This window comes from Mucilaginibacter metallidurans, assembly GCF_003286435.2.
Lineage (GTDB): Bacteria > Bacteroidota > Bacteroidia > Sphingobacteriales > Sphingobacteriaceae > Mucilaginibacter > Mucilaginibacter gossypii.
In genome coordinates this window covers 5,095,977-5,115,351 of sequence record NZ_CP043449.1, presented here as the reverse complement: position 1 = coordinate 5,115,351, position 19,375 = coordinate 5,095,977, and the positions used below count along the sequence as shown (strand labels likewise).

Genomic DNA, 19,375 nt, shown 5'->3' with positions numbered 1-19,375 from the left:
CCAATCAGCCACTCGCCGCAACCCCGCGTTAGATAGCAGCTGTAACTAATGCCTGTGCATTATGAGCGCATAGCCCGGCCGTAGGCAACGCCCTAATGAAAACTGTCATTAAGCTTTTAACAAATTCGACGCCTTTTTTTATTTACAATCATTCATCGTTGCTACTTTAGAGTAGTCGACTTTTCTTTTAATATTATTTTAACGTGAGTTCGGTTTAAGCAGCTAAAAGCAATTGATTGTCTTGTTCCTCGAAAACAATATTTAAGGAAGGTTTTTTAGGGAAGAAGTGGTAAGCGCAAAGGGACCCCATTATGTTCATTAAGAAGTTGTTGACGGAGCGGTGTCGGGTATGCTGAAGTTTGCAGATATTCTTTAATTCATCATAGACACATTCGATGATCGCTCTTTTTCTGAGCATGATCTTATCGGCTTGTGAAATATTGAAGTCCTTCATGTTTTTGCGCGGCTTAGTAATCATCTGGATACCATTTCCCCAAAGCAGATCGGCCAGCGCTTTAGATATATAGCCCTTGTCACCAAACAGTTTCCCGAATATTTCTTCTGTCATTGAAGTCATCAATTTGACATTGCGGTCATCTACATTGCCTTTGGTAAGATAAAAAGACAGTATTTCCCCTTTATCATTAATGATGAGGTGTAGTTTAAACCCGTAGAACCAACCTATGGAACATTGCCCCCTTTCTGCTGTCGCTGCAAAGACTTTATGGTTATGAATGCGCCGGTTATGACATACTTTGATATGCGTGGAATCTATAAAATTGATGCCCCTGGAACGTCCAAGGCAGTGCGTTTTCAGGAATAACATCATCGGAACAGCTACCCGTTGCTGCAATTCAACAAAACGATTATATGACACCAGCCCGGGAAAGAAATCTTTATAGTGCGAGCAGATATGCGTTATATAGAAATGCTTGAGGTTGGTGAAGTGCCCACTGTGAAAAGCGATTACGATAGTAATGATCTCGCTGTCCGCAAGTGATGCTTTTCTATCTCTGACCTTGTAATTCCCTGCATCAAGCTTGTGTTTAGCGATTTGTTCTTCACATTCTTTGCAGAAGTCATCCACTTTAACGAAAATTTCAATAATTTTATCAGAAGTAAGCATAGATTGTTATCATTTAGATTCGACACTTAAATATAATAAAATATGCTTACTTATTGATATTCAATTTATTATATATCTAAATCTTTTCCATAATCTTCTTTTCGTTATCCCGAACTCACGTTATTTTACTACTTTTAAGGCATATACCTAAGCTATGCTTACAGCAGAACAAGCCGTACTTTGGCAAAAGATCCTGGATTTTCAATTGGATGATCCGGAAGCTGCTTTTAAATTTTCAGAACGCCTTGCCCGTGAAAACGGTTGGAATATCCACTATGCTCTCCGTGTTATAGCCGAATATAGAAAGTTCATTTTTCTTTGTTGTATATCTGATAAAGGCGTTACCCCGTCTGACGCGGTTGACCAGGCGTGGCATTTGCATTTAACTTTTACGAGATCGTATTGGATTGATCTTTGTCGTGACGCCCTTGGTCGGGAGTTACATCACAATCCGACAAAAGGAGGGACGGATGAGGCTAATAAATACGATGAGTTTTACATAGATACAAGTTATTTATATTATCAATTTTTCGGCGAGTTACTACCTGCGGATATATGGCCTGATAATGCTAAACGTTTTACAGATATCGATTTTGAGAGGGTGAACAAGCGGCGGAACTGGATAATTCGTAAGCCCAGAAGCAATAAGGTATTGTCTATATCATTGTTTTGGACTTTTGCTATATTCATAATGGCATTAAAGGGGGGAAATGGTGATCTGCTCATTTTATCTCTTTTGGCCTTTTTAGTGGTGCTTTTGATAGCTGTTTTTAAATGGGAACGAGGAGGAGGCGATTATAGCGGAGATAACAATAGCAGTGGTTGTGGTACTACTGGTGCCAATGTAAATGATGGTTGTAATTCGGGGCACCACGGCCATTCAGAGCACGGCTGCCACAGCGGCTGTAGCGGACACAGTGGGTGTGGCAGCGGCTGTTCAGGATGCTCATCTTCAGGGTGTAGCAGTGGGCATTGATCCGTACTTTTTATATATTTACTTTGCTGCACCTATTTTATTGCAATGGATACTACAATAACTTATATAATAGACCAATCAAAACTCAATAATCTAATTAAACGCATGCTTATGGCTGCGTTTAATAGAACAGTTATAATAGGTATTTCTGTTTTTGTTTCGCAATCTCTTTTGTATCCAAGAAATAACTGGGGCTTACTTATTATTTCGTTTGGTGTTAGCACTACCCTTTTGATACTTATAATGACGTTAGGAGTTAGGAAAAGACTCAAAAGGACCTATGAAAGTTTCAAGTTGGTTTTAAATATTGAGGGAGTTGAGGCTAAAGCCGAAATGATGCCCTATAGAAGCATTCCATGGCAATACCTTGAAGTAAGGGAGCAAAGGAATGGCATTATTGATCTTTGTGACAATCGTGTTTCTAATTTTTCGCGAAGGTGGAGTGGAAAAGGGTGGATCAGATTACAACCGGAAATGGAGGATCGCGATACGTTATTACATGAGTTAGCAAAAAGGGGGCATCTGGTGGTTTAAGATATTATCTTAATGCCTCAAATATTTCCGCACTAAGTAATCCACTTCCTCCGCCAAAATGCTGCACTATCTTAATATCCGGCTTTTCGTTAATGAAGTAATCTTTCAATTTCCCCTCTGAAACCTCATCAACGCCGCCACCTAACAAAACCACTTTAAAGTCCTGCGCTTTGTATGCCGCAATGGCTTCCTCATCGCTGAGGCAGCCTGTTGCGTTCCAGTCAGGATTATTGTTTACCAGCCGTACTACGGTAGCTAAAATTTCAGGATGGCGGCCAACCACCAGTATCTGTGTCTTTTCCATGATCTTAAAATTTCATCGGTACATCTATCAATAAAAACTCGGCGTCGGTACCTGCTTCAATAGAGAACTTTTCGGTGTCCCAGATACCTAAAGCATCCCGGCTGCTCAATGTTTGACCGTTGATATTTACTTCTCCGTTTAAAACAAACGCATAAACTCCGTTGCCCTCTTTCTTGAGGTTATATTCGGTACTAACCCCTTTGTCAAATTTGCCTAAATGAAACCAGGCATCCTGGTGGATCCATACACCGGCATCATCCGGATTGGGAGATAATACCTGCTGTAATTTATTATGACGGTCTTCAAGATTTAATGAAATCTGATCATAACGTGGTTCAACGTTCCGTTTGTTAGGGTAAATCCAGATTTGAAGAAACTTAACTTCGCTGGTACGGTCAAAGTTATACTCGCTGTGAAAAATTCCGGTGCCGGCGCTCATAGCCTGGATATCTCCGTTTTTGATAACAGCTACATTGTTCATGCTGTCCTTATGCTCCAGATCACCCTCCAACGGAATGGATATAATCTCCATGTTATCATGCGGGTGTTTGCCGAAACCCATACCCGGATCAACGGTATCATCGTTCAACACCCTCAACGCGCCAAAGTTCATCCGTTGAGGATTGTAATAACCAGCAAAACTAAATGATTGGTAGCTGTGTAACCATCCGTGGTCTGCATGTCCGCGGGTGTTAGCTTTATGTAAAACGGTCTGTGCCATTGTGTGTTTCCTTTAAATTATAATACAAATTTAAGGGGGCGTTTAATGATGGCACTTGATGTAGGTTAAGAAAATTGAATGACACGAATTACACGAATAGAACGAATAAAACAGATTTACGTTCTCAATTAATTCGTGTAATTCGTCGTCATTGGTGAAATTTGTGTTTATCGTTTCCTCACCATTTCAGCTTTCATCCGGCTAAAAAATTCGGGGGTTACACCGATATAAGATGCTATTTGTTTTTGCGGCAGATGATCAATTAAGGTGGGGTAACGTTTACAAAAGTTATTATAACGCTCTTCTGCGGTTAGGCTTAGGCTATCAATCAGGCGTTGCTGGCTTGCTACCAAAGAATTTTCGGTGAGGATCCTGAAAAAGTGCTCGAACTTGGGTATTTGAGTATATAACTTTTCCTGATTTGCTTTCGAGAGCAGCAGTACCTCGGTATCTTCCAACGCTTCGATATTCTGGATACCGGGCTTTTGCGAAATTAGACTATACATATCGGCTATCCACCAATCAGCCGGAGCAAAACTTAACACGTGTTCAATTCCACTTTTATCTACCGTATATCCCCGCAAGCAACCGGTTATTACAAATGCCGAATATTTGCACACCTCACCATAAGTAAGCAAAAATTGTTTACGTTTTATTTTTTTTGGCTGTAAATAAGCCGTAAAAATTTCCTGCTCTTCGCGGGTTAGGTGAATGTGTTTTTCGAGATTGTTAAGTATCAAATTAAGCGGCATATGCAAAAATGTGGTTTATTTAGCTTATTTACCGAAGAATGGGCAATTAATCTATCCTGTTTTTTACAGGTACAGGGCATTATTTAATAATTTTTAAATTAGCTTTATCAACCGCAGGTAAGCCATGCCAAAATATGCGCATGTTATGCTTATAAAGCGGTATGGATAGCAAAAAATTATCAATATGATTGTGAATGGCTTTTTAACCAAGGCCTGAAGCATAAACAAATAAACCTGGAACGCATTACCAATTACTGCGTTAAATGATTTTAAAGATAAGTTTTATGGTGAAAAATTATTTTTTAACGATCTGCCTGTGTGTTATTGTTGCTTCGTTTGCTAATGCGCAACAAAAATTTAACGGTCTTGATGTTGGGCTCGGCAACCTTTATCGTACATCTGATGCCAAAACACGGTCTATTAGCCCTGAGAATTTCACGGGTGAAAAAGGCAAAGGTGGTATGGCCACAACAGGCACTGGCGCCAACGCATCCCGCGACTTAGGCCAGACCTGGAAAGTAAGCCCCAGTGTTGTTATCAAAAAGCATACAACTTTTACCGTTGCCGAAATCAATGGTTCGGGAGCTATTCAGCATATCTGGATGACCCCCACTGGCAACTGGCGATATTCAATACTCCGCTTTTATTGGGATGACGAAACTACCCCATCCGTGGAGGTGCCCGTGGGCGACTTTTTTTGTATGGGTTGGGGTAAATATGCGCCGGTAAGTTCCCTTGCCGTTGCAGTAAACCCTGGTAGCGCATTCAATTGTTACTGGCCAATGCCGTTCCGAAAAAAATGTCGCATTACTATGGAAAATATCGACGATGCAGACATGGTGCTATATTACCAGGTTGATTATACCCTGACCGATGTACCCGAGGATGCCGGGTATTTTCATGCGCAATTTCGCAGGATAAATCCGCTGCCATATAAAAAAGATTTTGTTTTGGTAGATAGCATTAAAGGCAAAGGGCAATACGTAGGTACTTACATAGCTTATGGCTCAAACAAAAATGGTTGGTGGGGCGAAGGTGAGATCAAGTTTTTTATGGATGGCGATACCAAATTCCCTACCATAAACGGTACTGGTACGGAGGATTATTTCTGCGGATCATATGATTTTGATACCCGTCATAAGGATGCCGACGGCAAAGAGAAACCCGGAACAGAATACACCGAATTTTGCAGCCCCTACAGCGGCTTGCCGCAGGTGATCCGTGGCGACGGACATTATAATATTGCGCAACGTTTCGGCATGTACCGCTGGCATATCGTTGATCCCATTCGCTTTGAAAAAAGCTTAAAAGTTACCATACAAGCTTTAGGCTGGCGGCACGACGGCCGTTATATGCCTTTGCAGGACGATATCGCTTCAACAGTGTTTTGGTATCAAACCGGCGAACACGGCCCTTTCCCTAAATTTCCCTCAAAAGACGAACTGGAAGTAAACTAATGAAATTATATAAACTTGCCAAAGGCAGCCTATTGCAACATAACGGTTCGTCATATATTATTGATGATGAATGGGATAAACTGATCAACAGGGATGGTTTAGCGGCTTACCTGGAAACGATCACTGCTGATACTACGGCTTTAAGCGCCGAGGTGGAGAATGAATATCTAAGCGGCAAAATATTGCCGCCGATTGGTACCCAGGAAGTATGGGCCGCCGGCGTGACTTATTTACGTAGCCGTGATGCCCGCATGGAGGAATCAGAAACCGGCGCGAGTTTGTATGATAAGGTTTATGATGCACTGCGCCCTGAGCTTTTTTTCAAAGCACTTGCTCACCGGGTATCCGGGCATAACGGTGAGGTTTACATCCGCAAAGACTCGGAGTGGGATGTGCCGGAGCCTGAACTTACACTATTTGTGAATAGCGATGGTAATATCCAGGGATACACCATTGGCAATGATATGAGCTCGCGGAGTATAGAGGGCGAAAATGCTTTATATCTGCCGCAGGCTAAAGTATATGAAAAGAGCGCCGCGCTTGGGCCTTGTTTATATGTTACTTCGTCGCCCATTCCCGGCGAAACGGTGATCAGCATGAATATTAAGCGTGATGGCGAGTTGGTTTTTGAAGATGAAACAACAGTATCGCGGATCAAACGTTCGTTTACGGAACTTACCGGTTATTTATACAGTGAATGTGATTTTCCTTACGGCTGCTTTTTAATGACGGGCACCTGCCTGGTGCCACCGCCAAGCTTTACTTTGCAAGCCGGCGATGTTGTGGAAATCAGTATTGACCATATCGGTACTATGGTAAATGTTATCGGTTTAAACCCTAAACATAAATAAGCAGTATGGTGCAGCTTTTAAAAAAGTCATCATTAGTTTTGCTGCTTGCCGGTTTGGCGCCGTGTACCATACGCAACCCTCAACTACCCATGAAAGGAACTTTTGGATCAGATCTTGATTTTTTAAAAGCAAAGGATAGTGTTATTACTTTAAAAGATGACAGCGGTTTGGGCCAGGTGATCGTATCGCCAAAATACCAGGCAAAGGTTTTTACCTCAACTGCCGATGGCTTAAACGGCAGAAGTTTCGGATGGATCAAATATGAAACGTTCGACCAGAAACAGCCCGACCCGCATATGAATGCCTTTGGCGGCGAAGATCGCCTGTGGCTTGGGCCGGAAGGCGGGCAATTCTCGCTTTTCTTTAAGCCCGGCACCAAAATGGAGTTTGCCAATTGGCATACGCCGGCTGCTGTTGATAATGAAAGCTGGGAACTCATTTCAGCTTCGGATAAAAAGGTATCCATGAGCAAAAGCACGCATCTGCAAAATTATGCCGGAACCGAATTATCCATAAAGCTGGAGCGTGATGTGGAGATCATGGAGCCGAATGCAATTCAGCAAGTATTAAGTATTGATGCGGATACAGCTGTAAAATCAGTTGGTTTTAATACTGTAAATTCCCTCATTAATGCAGGAGATAAAGCTTGGGATAAAGCAACAGGCGCACCTTGTTTATGGAATTTAGATATGTTTACCCCTTCGCCCAAAGTGGTGATTGTAGTTCCCTATAATGAAAATGCGAAAGGGAAAGTAGCCACTACCAATTATTTCGGCGAGATTCCGAAGGATAGGATCACTTATAAAAGCGGCATTCTGCTGTTTAAGGCCGATGGTAAAAGCAGGGGGAAATTAGGTATTCCTCCTCATCGGGCAAAAAATATGGCTGGCAGTTACGATGCCGAGAACGATGTTTTAACCATAACCATGTTTGATGTGGATAGTACAGCATCCTACCTAAACCAGGAATGGAAAACAGATACTGCGCCTTACAGCGGCGACGCGGTAAATGCTTATAACGATGGCCCACTGGCCAATGGTAAACAAATGGGGCCCTTTTATGAGATAGAAAGCGTATCACCCGCCGCGTTCCTGAAGCCGGGCGAAAAGCTTATACATAAACATAGTGTATTCCATTTTACCGGTAATAAAGCCGCATTAAATAAAATAGCATTAAAAACGCTGGGGATTTCGTTAGATGAGATCGCGACCGCATTTAAATAATAGATCAATATACAACCAACCAATAAATACTCAATGTCAAAAAACAACGCCCTGTTCGCAGTAGCATTAATTACCTCCCTATTCTTTATCTGGGGATTTGCGCTCAATCTTAATCCGATACTAATTCCACACTTAAAAAAAGCCTGTCAGCTTAATGACCTGCAATCCTCACTGATCGATTCGGCATCTTATATAGCCTATTTCATATTACCCATTCCGGCCGCGCAATTCATGAAAAAATATGGCTACAAGGGGGGGATCATTTTAGGTTTGATACTTTTTTCAACAGGAGCATTCCTGTTTTTCCCTGCTGCTGCGGTGCGTAACTATGCGTTCTTTTTAGCAGCGTTATTCATCGTATTTTCGGGAGCGGCCTTTTTGGAAACAGCCGCTAATCCTTACATAACGGTATTAGGTGATCCGGCTGGTGCTGAAAGAAGGATCAACTTTTCACAATCATTTAACGGATTGGCTGCTACCTTAGCTCCGCTTGTAGGTGGCAATTATATTTTATCGGGCAAAGTGTTAACAGATGCGGAATCAAGCAAAATGTCGCCCGAGCAGCTGAATGAATATCTTAATCATGAAGCATCGTCTGTACAAATTCCTTTTGTGGTAATCGGCGCAGTGGTGCTTGTAGTTGCATTCTTAATTTATCGTACGCACTTCCCGCCAATTGTTGAAGAAACCAGTGAAGAGGCAGTTAACGACAATCGTTCGCTTGGTGTAAGGATAAGCGAGCTGCTGCACGTGAAAAGTTTAAGGGCCGGTATCTTTGCTGAGTTTTTATATGTAGGGGCACAGGCTGGTATAAGTAGTTTCTTTATCCGCTATTCAGAAAAAGTAGCCGGATTTGCCGAAAAACCAGCTTCTTTTTATCTCACTATCGCTTCTGCGGGTTTCATGGCAGGCAGGTTTATTGGTACATTGCTCATGCGTTATTTTAACCCGGTTAAACTGCTTATCACTTATGCGATTATTAACATTTTCCTGATAGCTATGGCCGTAACACTAAAAGGCGAAGTAGCGGTTTACGCGTTAATGTGTACCTGGTTCTTTATGTCGATCATGTTCCCAACTATTTTCTCGTTAAGTATCCGTGGACTTGGTGCTAAAACCAAATTAGGTTCGTCGCTGGTAATTATGGGTATTGTAGGTGGCGCTATTTTCCCGGTAATCATGGGTAGGGTATCTGATGCCACTCATAGCATTCAGTGGGCTTATGTTGTTCCGGGTATTTGCTTTTTTGGCATCCTGATCTTTGCTATCAACAACCATAAAGTTAAAAAGCTAACCTTATCAGGTTCGCATTAATATTTGATCTATCTATCATAAATAAAATGAATTTACAACTTACAGATAAGGTAATTATAGTTACCGGCGGTGCCAAGGGCATAGGCGAAGGCATAGTGAAGGTGTTAGCCGCTGAGGGCGCTATCCCGGTTATAATAGGCCGGGGTGAGGCAGATAACCTGAAAACGGTTGAAGCTGTAGAAGCAGCAGGACATAAGGCGTACCAGGTAGTGGCCGAACTTACTGATCCCAAAGCATGCGAAAACGCAGTGAATGAAGTAATAACAAAATTTGGCCGTATCGACGGATTGGTAAACAACGCCGGTGTTAACGATGGGGTTGGCCTGGAAAGCGGTAATTACGAAGGGTTCATGGCCTCTCTGCATAAAAACGTGGTGCATTATTACCTGATGGCACATCATGCCCTGCCCGAATTGAAAAAATCAAAAGGAGCCATCCTCAACATTACTTCAAAAACTGCCGATACCGGGCAGGGAAATACCTCAGGTTACGCAGCATCAAACGGTGGCCGTAACGCGCTTACCCGCGAGTGGGCGGTTGAACTGTTAAAATATGGCATCCGTGTTAACGCACTGGTAGTAGCCGAATGCTGGACACCGCTTTACGCTAATTGGATCAAGACCTTGCCCGATCCTCAGGCAAAGCTGAAAGAGATCGAAGCAAAGATTCCATTAGGCAACCGGATGACTACTGCCGAAGAAATTGCCAATACCGTTGCATTTTTATTGTCGCCGGTATCAAGCCATACCACCGGACAGTTAATTTATGTTGATGGTGGTTATGTACATTTAGACAGGGCGCTGGCTAATGCGTAAAAAATAAAATGTCATTGCGAGGAACGAAGCAATCGCACGGAAGCATAGCAGCTCTGTATAGTATGCGATTGGTACGCTGCGCTCGCAATGACATGTTTAGAATTAGTATCTTCTATAACGAAAATCCCTTTAAATACTCTTTTCCCTCCGTGCCCCAATCTTTCATGGCGTTTTGCAATACAGTCATGAAGCTCTTGTTAGTAGCTGCTCTGCCTTTTTTAGGTGCTGTTAATGATTTTTCGTCGATAGGCTGTTCAGTAACTTTAGTGGCAAACCAGGTTACGTTTTCGTGCGGCAAAGCTACGCCTAATATCATCCCCGGCAAGCCATTAAATGATTCGGGACCGCCCGAAACAGGGATCTCTTCGGTATAAAAGGCTACTACATAAATCGAATCAAGAATCAGCCCGTTAGCCCGGCGACATGGATAGCCGGCAATTTCACGGGTTTCACCGGTAAGTTTCCATTTGATATGACGGGTGGTGTCCTTCACTAAAAAGGTTTCTTCAAATACACTTTTTTGGCTGGTGCTCATTCCTGTATTAAAATCAGAAAATATGGTGCTGTTTTGAGCCGTCATCATTGGCTCACTCCAGTAACCTGCTGTTGGTGTTTCCGGTTCAATAGGCATAAACAGCGTTTGGTTATTGCCAAACTTCAAGGTGCTTTTTAACACCTTAAACTGGGGCTTGGTTTTTTTATATTGTTCATACCTGGGCTGGTACCACATTTCGTTATCTTTATTAATGGCTTTTTGCAACATTGCCCATACATTTGAGGTTTTGTTATACTCAATGGTACCGTGAAAAGTAAAATGCTTATTGCCCTGCGCAAGCAAAAGGTTCGCACTTGATAGCAGTATGGTTGTTAAGGTTAAAATCTTTTTCATGATAGGTTATTTTTTAGGTGCACCGCCTCCAACTTTGTTAAAATCCCAGGTGAGGGAAAACATAAAATATCTCCTGATAGTAGTATAACGCTCCTGGGTAAGCACATTGGCCGATCCTGTGCGGTTATAGCCAGTATTCTGATTTAGCAGATCATTGCCTGATATAGTAGCTTTCAAAGCATCTTTCATGAATGTTCTTGATATGTTAGCATTCAGCAGGAACCTTCTGAAATCCTGCGGGAATGATTTGGTTGGCGCGTTATAGGTATAGTTGCCATCCGAGCCGATCTGGAATTTGCCGGGCAGATAGATATTGAATCCTCCGTTAGCATTAAACCCGCGGCCATTATTGTTTTGGACCGTATTAAGTGATGAAGAGTTAATGGTATAAGTAGGCCCTGCCGAGATCCAGGCATCAAATTTCTTTTCCTTATATTTAGATAGCCTGATATTGCCCGAATAACTATATGATTTAGTTTCGTTAAGCACATCGTTTGAAAGGTTATAGTAAGTATTACCATTGCCGGACAATTCAAAACCTGCGTTAATGTCCAGACCGGGAATCTTTCTCTCAAAATAGCTATTAACCCAGAAATTGCTGGTTGATTTGTTTTTAAGGTTTGACGATTGATAAGTGCTGATACCGGTAGTAGTATCGCGCGTTACATTGCTCACGATAGGGTTACTGGTAGTTGAGTATGAGCCACTGATCCAGATATATTGGTTGCTGATCACCTTGTACGAGTTGTAACTGATGTTGTACCTGTTCGTAAAGGACGGCTTTAATCCAGAGTTACCTACCTGTATATTCAGCGGATCTGTATTTATGCGTACGGGCTGGATCTGGTCAATATTGGGCTGTGTGGTATTCCCGTTGTAGTTCAACCTTAAGCTTGATTGTTTAGTGAATTTGTACTGGAAGGAAGCCTGGGGATACCAATTGGTAAAGTTACGCACCAAATCGGCCATCCGTCCAAATTCATCAACCTGCTTAAACCTTACTCCAGCCACTTTTGTACCAAAGTTGAACGAGTATTTCTGTTTTTGTACATTAAATACCATGCCCCCCTGGTTTGACAATTGATTCAGTTTATAATCGCTGCTGTAAATGTTATCGAGTATATTATAAGGTCCGTTGCCTGCATCTTTATTGAACGTGCGCCTGTCGGCAGTAGCGTTGTTTACCGATAGGGCATAGCTAACGGCGAGGGTAAAATCCTTGGCCAGTGGTTCGGTATAAGTTACATTGGTATTGATATTGGTGCTTTTGGTTTTATTTACCTTGTACTGATCGATGGTGTCTTTGCTTATATAGGTACCAACCGAGTCATAAAACCGCGTGTTTGACTTTAGGAAGCCTTTAGAGTCGCTTTCGTTGAAAGCGGTTTTAAAGTTTACAGAAAGCGTACGGCTTTTCTTTTTAAACTTTTTGGTGTAGAAGGCGTTGGCGTTAAATACTTTGCCGTCAACCTCGGCGCTGTTTTCACGGTCATTGCTGTTGATGAGGCTACCGTCAAGGCGGCGGGTTTGAGTAGCAAAGTTACTCCTGGTATTGCTGTTCTTCAACGTACCGTCGGCAGTGATCTTCAGGTTTTGCATCGAGTCGAGCTTTACCTGGTAATTTACATCCAGCTTTTGGCGGAACATATAATTATGGTTGCGCTGATCGCTGTTGCTGTTTGATATGTTACCCGGGAAGTTATTTTGCTGTTGAGTATTGCTTGTACCATCAATGGTTAGCGAACCTATTTTATAATTGGTGTTCAACGATTCCTTATCACTGTTCCATTTGGTGTCATAATGCGCGCCGCCTGTACGCGCTACAGGCTTTCCTTTTCCGTTGTACCTGCCGTCAAAACTATCCAAATCGTCACCGCCTCCTCCGAAAATATAGATACCACCATCGTCGCCGAATTCCATATTGCCGCCGCCGCCATATTTGTTATTATCCTCCCAGCCTAAACCTGTTTTGCCGGTGTTGCCGAGGGTGCCATAAAGTGAAAATTTTTGTTTTCCTTTAAAACGGTTAAACAAGGCCTGCCCCTGGTAATAGCCATCGGTACCTATACCGCCGTCAAGTTTACCAAAGTAACCGTTCTTTTTATCTTCCTTAAGTTTAATGTTGATGGTTTTATCCTTTACGCCATCATCGATGCCCGTAAAGGCAGCCTGATCGCTCTTTTTGTCGTAAAGCTGTACTTTATCCACCATATCGGCGCGCAGGTTTTTGGTAACCAGGGTAGGGTCATCGCCAAAAAACTCTTCGCCGTCAACCAACACTTTTTTTACCGTTTGGCCCTGTGCCGTGATCTTGCCGTCTTTATCCACCTCGATACCTGGCAGCTGTTTCAGGAGGTCTTCAACTTTTGAGTTAGGCTGGATATTGTAGGCTGCAGGATTAAACTCGGTGGTATCACCTTTAATTTTAATGGCTGCCGCTTTTCCTTTTACAATTACTTCCTGTAAAAGGCGCTCTTTGAGCAGCATGCTGATGCGGCCGAAATTCTGCGTGTTATGCGCCGAATCTAACGTAAAACGTTCTACAAAATCAGCATAACCGGGGTAGGTTGCCAGTACAATGTACTTGCCCTTGCTTAAATTGTTAATGGTAAAAGTACCGTCATCCTTAACGCGCGTAAATTTTTGCAGGATAGAATCTTTAGCAGTTATAACGCTGATGCTTGCGTTGGCTAATTTAGAATTAGAAACGGTATCGGCTATAATTCCTTTAATGCTGTAATTGGTTTGGGCTGATAAGTTTACTGTGCCCACAAGAAATAGCAGTAATCCAATAATTGTGATTTTCATAAGGTTGATTATGAAAGCCAAAATATAACTAAATAGTTAGTTGTGCAAGAGGTTTAACATTTTATACTGTAGATTTAACATTTCATCGCCAAAATTTAACATTTAGTCGTGGTTGGATATGTTAAATATGGGAGGCTGTGCCTAGGCGTTGACTAACCGGGCCAATAATGACGACGATAATACTGATCGGGATGGTCCCCAATAAGATTATTGCCCGGTTTGGTCTAATTGCACATTGATCGGCAAACAGACGGCCTAAATGATGAAAATCCCCCACCTGAGGTACTCAAAAAATGTATAATTTAGCACATTATTCTAACCTGTAGCGCTGTCCTGATCAGCAAGTTTAAACATGTATTATAAATGGTGGGAAAAAGTAAGGTTTTAATGCTTTCAAAAAGGGCATGTAAGCTTGTATTGCTTTTTATTATACTGCTGTCTGCAACTGAGAGCAGGGGGCAGGGGGTGCAGTTTGGTTCAAATGACAGCCTGATGAGCAAGCGCACGTCTTACCAGGTTTTTAAGGATGATCTGCCAACTTTTCATGATCAGCTGGTGATTGGTTTCGACCTTTCATTGTGGGATAATCAGCACCTCGGCTATATTTTAAACTTAACCGATGATAAGGGAAACTCCTACAGCCTGAGTGCGATTTACAATCATGGTTCGTTCCTCAATTTCAATATTGATAGCCGGAGTAATAAACTCAGCATCCCCCTTGCCGATACTATGCTGAAACGGCGTAAATGGTTTAAGGTGATAGTTGATCTTGATCTCAAAGGCGATAAAGTAGGCATATCCATAAACGGAAAATGGTACCGGGCAGCAGGATTGGGTTTTACCGGTAAAATAACCGCGAGGATCACCTTTGGCAAAAACGAGCACTACTCTGATGTTCCCAACATGGCCATCAAGAACCTTATTGTTAGTAACGACGATAAAACTTACACCTTTCCACTTAGTGAGTGGACGGGGAACGATGTTTTTACTACCGGTGGCGATAACCTGGGGCATGTTGATAACCCTGCATGGCTTATTAACGAGTCATACTTTTGGAAACAGAAATTCATACACACTTTTAATGAGGTTGCGGGGATCAACTTTAATGAAAAAAATGAGCAGTTCTTCATCTTCAAGAGTGATTCTCTGATGTTTTATGATGCCGGGCGGGATGCAGTAGGAACAAAACCATTCAAAAATAAACTGGCAGTACCCTTGCACCTGGGCAAAAGTATTGTAAACCTTAAAGAAAATAAATGTTTCATATATGAAGTGCTCAGAGCCCCGCAGCCTGCTCCAAGTATCGCTTCCTTTAATCTCGACAGCCTTAACTGGGATTTTTATGGCAAATCGACCATAATGGAGCAAAGGCATCATCATAATATTTTTTACGATAAAGACTTTAATAACTTTTACCTGTTTGGCGGGTACGGGTCGTTTAAATACTATAATAACTTTTTTAAATACAATAAAGCTGCAGATACCTGGCAAAAGCAAAGCTTCACCGGCGATGTGATCAATCCCCGGTTCTTTTCGGCTGCAAGTACCGCCAACCAAAACAACGATGTTTACATTTTTGGCGGCTACGGCAACCAGTCGGGCAACCAGGTAGTAGGCGGGATGCACTATTATGACCTCTACCGGGTTAACCTGGATAAGCATAACATTAAAAAACTCTGGGAGATCAAGCCGGATGAAGAAGCGTTTGTACCAGCCAATAATCTCATTGTATCAAAAGATAAGCAGTTTTTTTATGTGCTATGTTACCCGCACGAACGGCCTAAAACGAGTTTGCGACTATACAAGTTTTCAATAAAAGACGGTTCGTACCAGGTTGTAAGCGGTACCATTCCGGTAATATCCGAACGGATAGAGACGGATCATAACCTGTTTTACAACGCCAAACAGGATGTGTTTTATTGTACAACACAGGAGTTTGAAACCCCATCGCGATCTACCATAAAAATCTTCGCGCTTACTGCACCACCTGTAAGCCAGGAAGCTTATATGGCTGCTCATGAACCCCGGAAACAATCCTTTACATTATATAGGATTATAGGAGGAGCATCCGCATTGGTGTTGTTATTTGGTATTGTGACGTTTTTCCTGAGACGGAAAAGGGATGACGAAGAGCCAATACCGCTTGCAAATGAAGCGGAAGTTATTGAAGAGGTTGAAGAAAAGGAAATGGATAATAAAGCCAACGCAGTTTACCTGTTAGGCGATTTTACTGTTTACGATAAAAATAAACGGGACATCACTTACCTGTTTAGCCCTAAGATCAAACAGCTATTTATCCTTATTTTATTAAATAGCCGGGAAAAAAATGGGGTGGTATCAAAAAAGATCTCTACTACGCTTTGGCCCGATAAGGATGTGGTTAAAACTAAGAATATCCGCGGCGTAACTATCAATCACCTTCGCAACATTCTTTCGGATATTGACGGTTTGGAACTTGCTTTTTTGAATGATACCTATAGTTTTATTATTACTGAAAGTTTTTACTGCGATTACTTTGTAGTAAGGGATTCACTTAAACAAGGTAATGGCAGCGAATCAGCCGTGTTTAACCATTTTGACCTGATAGCCCGCGGCGGCTTATTACAGTATATCCCCGAAATATGGCTCGATGATTTTAAACAGGAGTATGAGGAAGCACTGATGCCGGTTATTTTACCGGTGATAAAAAAGGTTTACGATGCCGCGGATTATAAAAAAGCACTGGAAGTTTCACGTATCGTATTAAGTATCGATCCTTTTAATGATATCGGGATTAAGTTTAAGCTCAAGGCACTGCGCCGAACAAAAGGCATTGAACATGCACGCAAAATTTATGAAGAGTTCAGCGCCGAATATGAGAAATCATTAGGCGAAGAGTATCCCGTTCCTTTCGAAAAAATCTGCTCCAATAAGTCTGATCAGCGTTAGTTAGTAAGTTAAAGAAACTAATAATCAATATGTTTTAAGCGAATCGAATGTTTTATAAATTAATTCTACTAAATATATAGATTTAATAGAATATTTATATATTTGCAACAGATTAGTTTGCAAATGGGGTTCATTTTTAAACTAAATGGCAGGTGCTGGCCGGCAGCAAATGGATGGTTCGATTCCACCCCTGCATCTCTTCTCATCTCATGATTTATGTTTTATAATTGGTTAGCAAAAAGAGTATTCCTGCCCATCAGGAACTCTTTTGCCTTTTTACTCAATTTTTAACAAACAAAATGTCATTTCGAAACGAGGAACGAGTGAGTAATCTTGTACGACATGCTTTTAAAACTATGGGGCAACTTCGTAGGACGTACAAGATTTCTCTTTCGCCCCGGTGCTCAAGCCTTTTGGCTCTATCGAAATGACAATTTTTTAAAGCGAGGAAGAGAAATCAAGGATGCATATTTTAACCAAAATAGACACTGAAAGATATTTTACAGGATAAAATACTTATTAAAAAAATTTAAAAAGTTCTTTTAATTCAAATTTTGTTTTAGTAAGTTTGTATTGATAATGCACAGCATATTATTATACGCACTTTACTTTACCCTCATGTCGGTGAGGATAAACATTTTTGTTAATTGGTTTGATAAAAATCCTCGCCCTTGGCGGGGGTTTTTTGTATAGCGACTTTTTAAACTTTAACATATAACATATAGGTTCTGAGAAAATTATGGCACGATTAAATTTATTGGAAGAGACACGTTACGAGAAGTTACCGGTAAGCGTTTACAACAACCAACAGGAAGCCTCAGTGGCGGTAGCGAACCGGATAGCAGATCTGATCCGCGCAAAACAAGCCAAAGGCGAAAAAGCGGTATTGGGGCTTGCCACCGGTGTAACCCCGATAGGGGTTTATGCCGAACTGGTAAGGCAGCACAAAGAAGCAGGCTTGAGCTTTAAGAATGTGATCACTTTCAACCTGGATGAGTACTACCCGATGAAACCCACAGCTGCACAAAGCTACGTGACTTTCATGTACGAAAACCTTTTCAGCCATATTGATATAGATAAAGCCAATGTGCACATCCCGGATGGCACTTTGGATAAAGACGAAGTTGTTTCCTTCTGTTTAGCCTATGAAAAGCAGATAGAAGAATTGGGTGGCTTAGACCTTCAGATCCTGGGTATCGGTCGTACAGGCCACATCGGTTTCAACGAGCCGGGTTCTGCACCAAATTCAGGTACCAGGATGGTAACGCTTGACGACCTGACCAGACGTGATGCTGCCCGCGATTTTGGTGGTAAAGCTGATGTGCCAACCAAAGCGATCACGATGGGAATCGGTACTATTTTCAAGGCCAGGGAAATCATCCTGATGGCCTGGAACAAGAAGAAAGCGCCGATCATCAAGAAAGCGGTAGAAGGGGAGATCTCGGGCGAAGTACCTGCCACTTACCTGCAATTGTCACAACATGTAGAGTTTGTGCTGGATGCAGATGCAGCGTCAGAACTAACCAGGTTTGATACTCCATGGCTGGTAAAAGATTGCGTGTGGGATAACCAGTTAAAGAAAAAGGCCGTGATCTGGTTGGCGAATGAGGTTAACAAACCGGTACTGAAACTAACAGAAGAAGATTACAATAATCACGGCATGGCGCAGCTTGCGGTAGAGCAGGGCCCGGTATACAATATCAATATTGATATTTTTAACCAGATCCAGCATACCATCACCGGCTGGCCGGGCGGCAAACCAGATGCGGACGATTCGCAAAGACCTGAAAGGGCACTGCCTGCTAAAAAGAGAAGTATCATTTTTTCACCACACCCGGATGATGACGTGATCTCAATGGGCGGAACATTTATCCGTTTGGTAGATCAAGGACATGACGTACACGTAGCTTACCAAACCTCGGGCAATACAGCGGTATGGGATGATGATGTGTTGAGGTACATGGAATTTGCGATAGATTTTACAAAAAGTATCGGTGAAGACACAGCTCATCTTCAAAAATCATATGAAGATATGAGGGCCTTTTTCCCGACCAAACAACCGAACGAGATCGATACTCAGGAGATCAGGAATGTAAAAGGCTTTATCAGGAAAACGGAAGCCATTTCAGGTGCGAGGTATGCAGGCTTACAGGATGATCATATCCACTTTATGGCCTTGCCGTTTTACGAAACCGGTAAAACCAAAAAGAACTCGGTAGGTGAGGAAGATATCCAGCTGACTATCGACCTGCTTCAGAAAGTAAAACCACAGCAGATCTTTGCAGCGGGCGACTTTGCAGACCCTAATGGTACCCACCTGGTATGCTTCAAAATCATCTTAGCGGCACTGGAAAGATTGAAAGGTAAAGAAGCCTGGGTTGAAGATTGCTGGCTGTGGATGTACCGTGGCGCATGGCATGAGTTTGAAACACATGAGATAGAGATGGCCGTACCATTATCGCCACAGGAGGTGATCAGGAAGCGTAACGCTATTTTCAAACACCAATCGCAAAAGGATACACCGGTGTTCCCAGGTGATGACGCAAGGGAGTTCTGGGTACGTGCAGAAGATCGTACACGCGATACAGCTCAACGTTATGACCGCCTTGGCCTTGCCGAATATGAGGCCATGGAGGCGTTTGTGAGGTATAAGTTCTAAGTAAAGTATTTACATGTT

The 19,375-nt window shown here is 42.2% G+C and carries 15 protein-coding genes; 9 read left to right on the top strand and 6 right to left on the bottom strand.

Annotated elements, in window-relative coordinates; translation table 11 throughout:
• Positions 1-214: 214 nt before the first annotated feature.
• On the bottom strand, positions 215-1,126 hold the full coding sequence (locus tag DIU38_RS21585) for an IS982 family transposase (RefSeq protein WP_112653556.1): 912 nt from the start codon (positions 1,124-1,126) through the stop codon (positions 215-217).
• A 154-nt stretch (positions 1,127-1,280) separates the two neighbouring features.
• Here DIU38_RS21585 and DIU38_RS33575 point away from each other — a divergent pair, with 154 nt between their 5' ends.
• Both DIU38_RS33575 and DIU38_RS21575 read left to right on the top strand, forming a co-directional pair.
• Entirely contained in the window at positions 1,281-2,102 is an 822-nt protein-coding gene (locus tag DIU38_RS33575; RefSeq protein ID WP_208057748.1) for a glycine-rich domain-containing protein, read from the top strand.
• 45 nt (positions 2,103-2,147) lie between these two features.
• Positions 2,148-2,636 (top strand): hypothetical protein, encoded by a 489-nt coding sequence (locus DIU38_RS21575; RefSeq protein ID WP_112651550.1) that lies wholly within the window; start codon positions 2,148-2,150, stop codon positions 2,634-2,636.
• Positions 2,637-2,640: 4 nt separating this feature from the next.
• Here DIU38_RS21575 and DIU38_RS21570 read toward each other — a convergent pair whose 3' ends face one another.
• The 3 genes from DIU38_RS21570 to DIU38_RS21560 form a co-directional block, all read right to left on the bottom strand.
• On the bottom strand, positions 2,641-2,940 hold the full coding sequence (locus tag DIU38_RS21570; RefSeq protein WP_112651548.1) for a hypothetical protein: 300 nt from the start codon (positions 2,938-2,940) through the stop codon (positions 2,641-2,643).
• A 4-nt stretch (positions 2,941-2,944) separates the two neighbouring features.
• Positions 2,945-3,661, bottom strand: a complete 717-nt coding sequence (locus DIU38_RS21565; RefSeq protein ID WP_112651546.1) for a pirin family protein — start codon at positions 3,659-3,661, stop codon at positions 2,945-2,947.
• Between the two features lie 167 nt (positions 3,662-3,828).
• Entirely contained in the window at positions 3,829-4,413 is a 585-nt protein-coding gene (locus DIU38_RS21560; protein ID WP_112651544.1) for a Crp/Fnr family transcriptional regulator, read from the bottom strand.
• Between the two features lie 284 nt (positions 4,414-4,697).
• Here DIU38_RS21560 and DIU38_RS21555 point away from each other — a divergent pair, with 284 nt between their 5' ends.
• Genes DIU38_RS21555 through DIU38_RS21535 form a run of 5 tightly spaced genes read left to right on the top strand, consistent with a single transcriptional unit; the run spans position 4,698 to position 10,073 of the window.
• Positions 4,698-5,870, top strand: coding sequence for a glycoside hydrolase family 172 protein (locus DIU38_RS21555; protein ID WP_112651558.1), 1,173 nt, complete (start codon positions 4,698-4,700; stop codon positions 5,868-5,870).
• Positions 5,870-6,721, top strand: a complete 852-nt coding sequence (locus tag DIU38_RS21550) for a fumarylacetoacetate hydrolase family protein (RefSeq protein WP_112651542.1) — start codon at positions 5,870-5,872, stop codon at positions 6,719-6,721. The genes DIU38_RS21555 and DIU38_RS21550 overlap by 1 nt, the downstream gene beginning before the upstream one ends.
• A gap of 5 nt (positions 6,722-6,726) precedes the next feature.
• Complete coding sequence (locus DIU38_RS21545; protein ID WP_112651540.1) at positions 6,727-7,944, top strand: DUF6786 family protein; 1,218 nt, start codon at positions 6,727-6,729, stop codon at positions 7,942-7,944.
• A gap of 33 nt (positions 7,945-7,977) precedes the next feature.
• Positions 7,978-9,258, top strand: coding sequence for an L-fucose:H+ symporter permease (gene fucP, locus DIU38_RS21540; RefSeq protein WP_090534993.1), 1,281 nt, complete (start codon positions 7,978-7,980; stop codon positions 9,256-9,258).
• Positions 9,259-9,284: 26 nt separating this feature from the next.
• Positions 9,285-10,073 carry an SDR family oxidoreductase gene (locus DIU38_RS21535; protein WP_112651538.1) on the top strand — a complete coding sequence of 263 codons (789 nt, stop codon included), beginning with the start codon at positions 9,285-9,287 and terminating at the stop codon, positions 10,071-10,073.
• A gap of 112 nt (positions 10,074-10,185) precedes the next feature.
• On the opposite strand, the gene DIU38_RS21530 is transcribed toward DIU38_RS21535, so the two are convergent.
• Both DIU38_RS21530 and DIU38_RS21525 read right to left on the bottom strand, forming a co-directional pair.
• On the bottom strand, positions 10,186-10,962 hold the full coding sequence (locus DIU38_RS21530) for a GLPGLI family protein (protein WP_112651536.1): 777 nt from the start codon (positions 10,960-10,962) through the stop codon (positions 10,186-10,188).
• A gap of 6 nt (positions 10,963-10,968) precedes the next feature.
• The gene (locus DIU38_RS21525; protein WP_112651534.1) at positions 10,969-13,770 is read right to left on the bottom strand and encodes an outer membrane beta-barrel family protein; all 2,802 of its coding nucleotides are present in this window, start codon (positions 13,768-13,770) and stop codon (positions 10,969-10,971) included.
• A gap of 363 nt (positions 13,771-14,133) precedes the next feature.
• Here DIU38_RS21525 and DIU38_RS21520 point away from each other — a divergent pair, with 363 nt between their 5' ends.
• Together DIU38_RS21520 and nagB are read left to right on the top strand one after the other, a co-directional pair.
• Positions 14,134-16,698, top strand: coding sequence for a Kelch repeat-containing protein (locus DIU38_RS21520; protein WP_112651532.1), 2,565 nt, complete (start codon positions 14,134-14,136; stop codon positions 16,696-16,698).
• A gap of 739 nt (positions 16,699-17,437) precedes the next feature.
• Entirely contained in the window at positions 17,438-19,357 is a 1,920-nt protein-coding gene (gene nagB, locus DIU38_RS21515) for a glucosamine-6-phosphate deaminase (protein ID WP_112651530.1), read from the top strand.
• The last annotated feature ends 18 nt before the right edge of the window (positions 19,358-19,375 follow it).

What these genes read in the sequence shown, in the direction of transcription:
- fucP (WP_090534993.1), top strand. Translation starts at nt 7,978, where the DNA reads ATGTCAAAAAACAACGCCCTGTTCGCAGTAGCATTAATTACCTCCCTA.
- DIU38_RS21535 (WP_112651538.1), top strand. Translation starts at nt 9,285, where the DNA reads ATGAATTTACAACTTACAGATAAGGTAATTATAGTTACCGGCGGTGCC.
- DIU38_RS21525 (WP_112651534.1), bottom strand. Translation starts at nt 13,770, where the DNA reads ATGAAAATCACAATTATTGGATTACTGCTATTTCTTGTGGGCACAGTA.
- nagB (WP_112651530.1), top strand. Translation starts at nt 17,438, where the DNA reads ATGGCACGATTAAATTTATTGGAAGAGACACGTTACGAGAAGTTACCG.
- DIU38_RS21530 (WP_112651536.1), bottom strand. Translation starts at nt 10,962, where the DNA reads ATGAAAAAGATTTTAACCTTAACAACCATACTGCTATCAAGTGCGAAC.
- DIU38_RS33575 (WP_208057748.1), top strand. Translation starts at nt 1,281, where the DNA reads ATGCTTACAGCAGAACAAGCCGTACTTTGGCAAAAGATCCTGGATTTT.
- DIU38_RS21545 (WP_112651540.1), top strand. Translation starts at nt 6,727, where the DNA reads ATGGTGCAGCTTTTAAAAAAGTCATCATTAGTTTTGCTGCTTGCCGGT.
- DIU38_RS21550 (WP_112651542.1), top strand. Translation starts at nt 5,870, where the DNA reads ATGAAATTATATAAACTTGCCAAAGGCAGCCTATTGCAACATAACGGT.
- DIU38_RS21565 (WP_112651546.1), bottom strand. Translation starts at nt 3,661, where the DNA reads ATGGCACAGACCGTTTTACATAAAGCTAACACCCGCGGACATGCAGAC.
- DIU38_RS21520 (WP_112651532.1), top strand. Translation starts at nt 14,134, where the DNA reads ATGGTGGGAAAAAGTAAGGTTTTAATGCTTTCAAAAAGGGCATGTAAG.
- DIU38_RS21575 (WP_112651550.1), top strand. Translation starts at nt 2,148, where the DNA reads ATGGATACTACAATAACTTATATAATAGACCAATCAAAACTCAATAAT.
- DIU38_RS21555 (WP_112651558.1), top strand. Translation starts at nt 4,698, where the DNA reads ATGGTGAAAAATTATTTTTTAACGATCTGCCTGTGTGTTATTGTTGCT.
- DIU38_RS21560 (WP_112651544.1), bottom strand. Translation starts at nt 4,413, where the DNA reads ATGCCGCTTAATTTGATACTTAACAATCTCGAAAAACACATTCACCTA.
- DIU38_RS21570 (WP_112651548.1), bottom strand. Translation starts at nt 2,940, where the DNA reads ATGGAAAAGACACAGATACTGGTGGTTGGCCGCCATCCTGAAATTTTA.
- DIU38_RS21585 (WP_112653556.1), bottom strand. Translation starts at nt 1,126, where the DNA reads ATGCTTACTTCTGATAAAATTATTGAAATTTTCGTTAAAGTGGATGAC.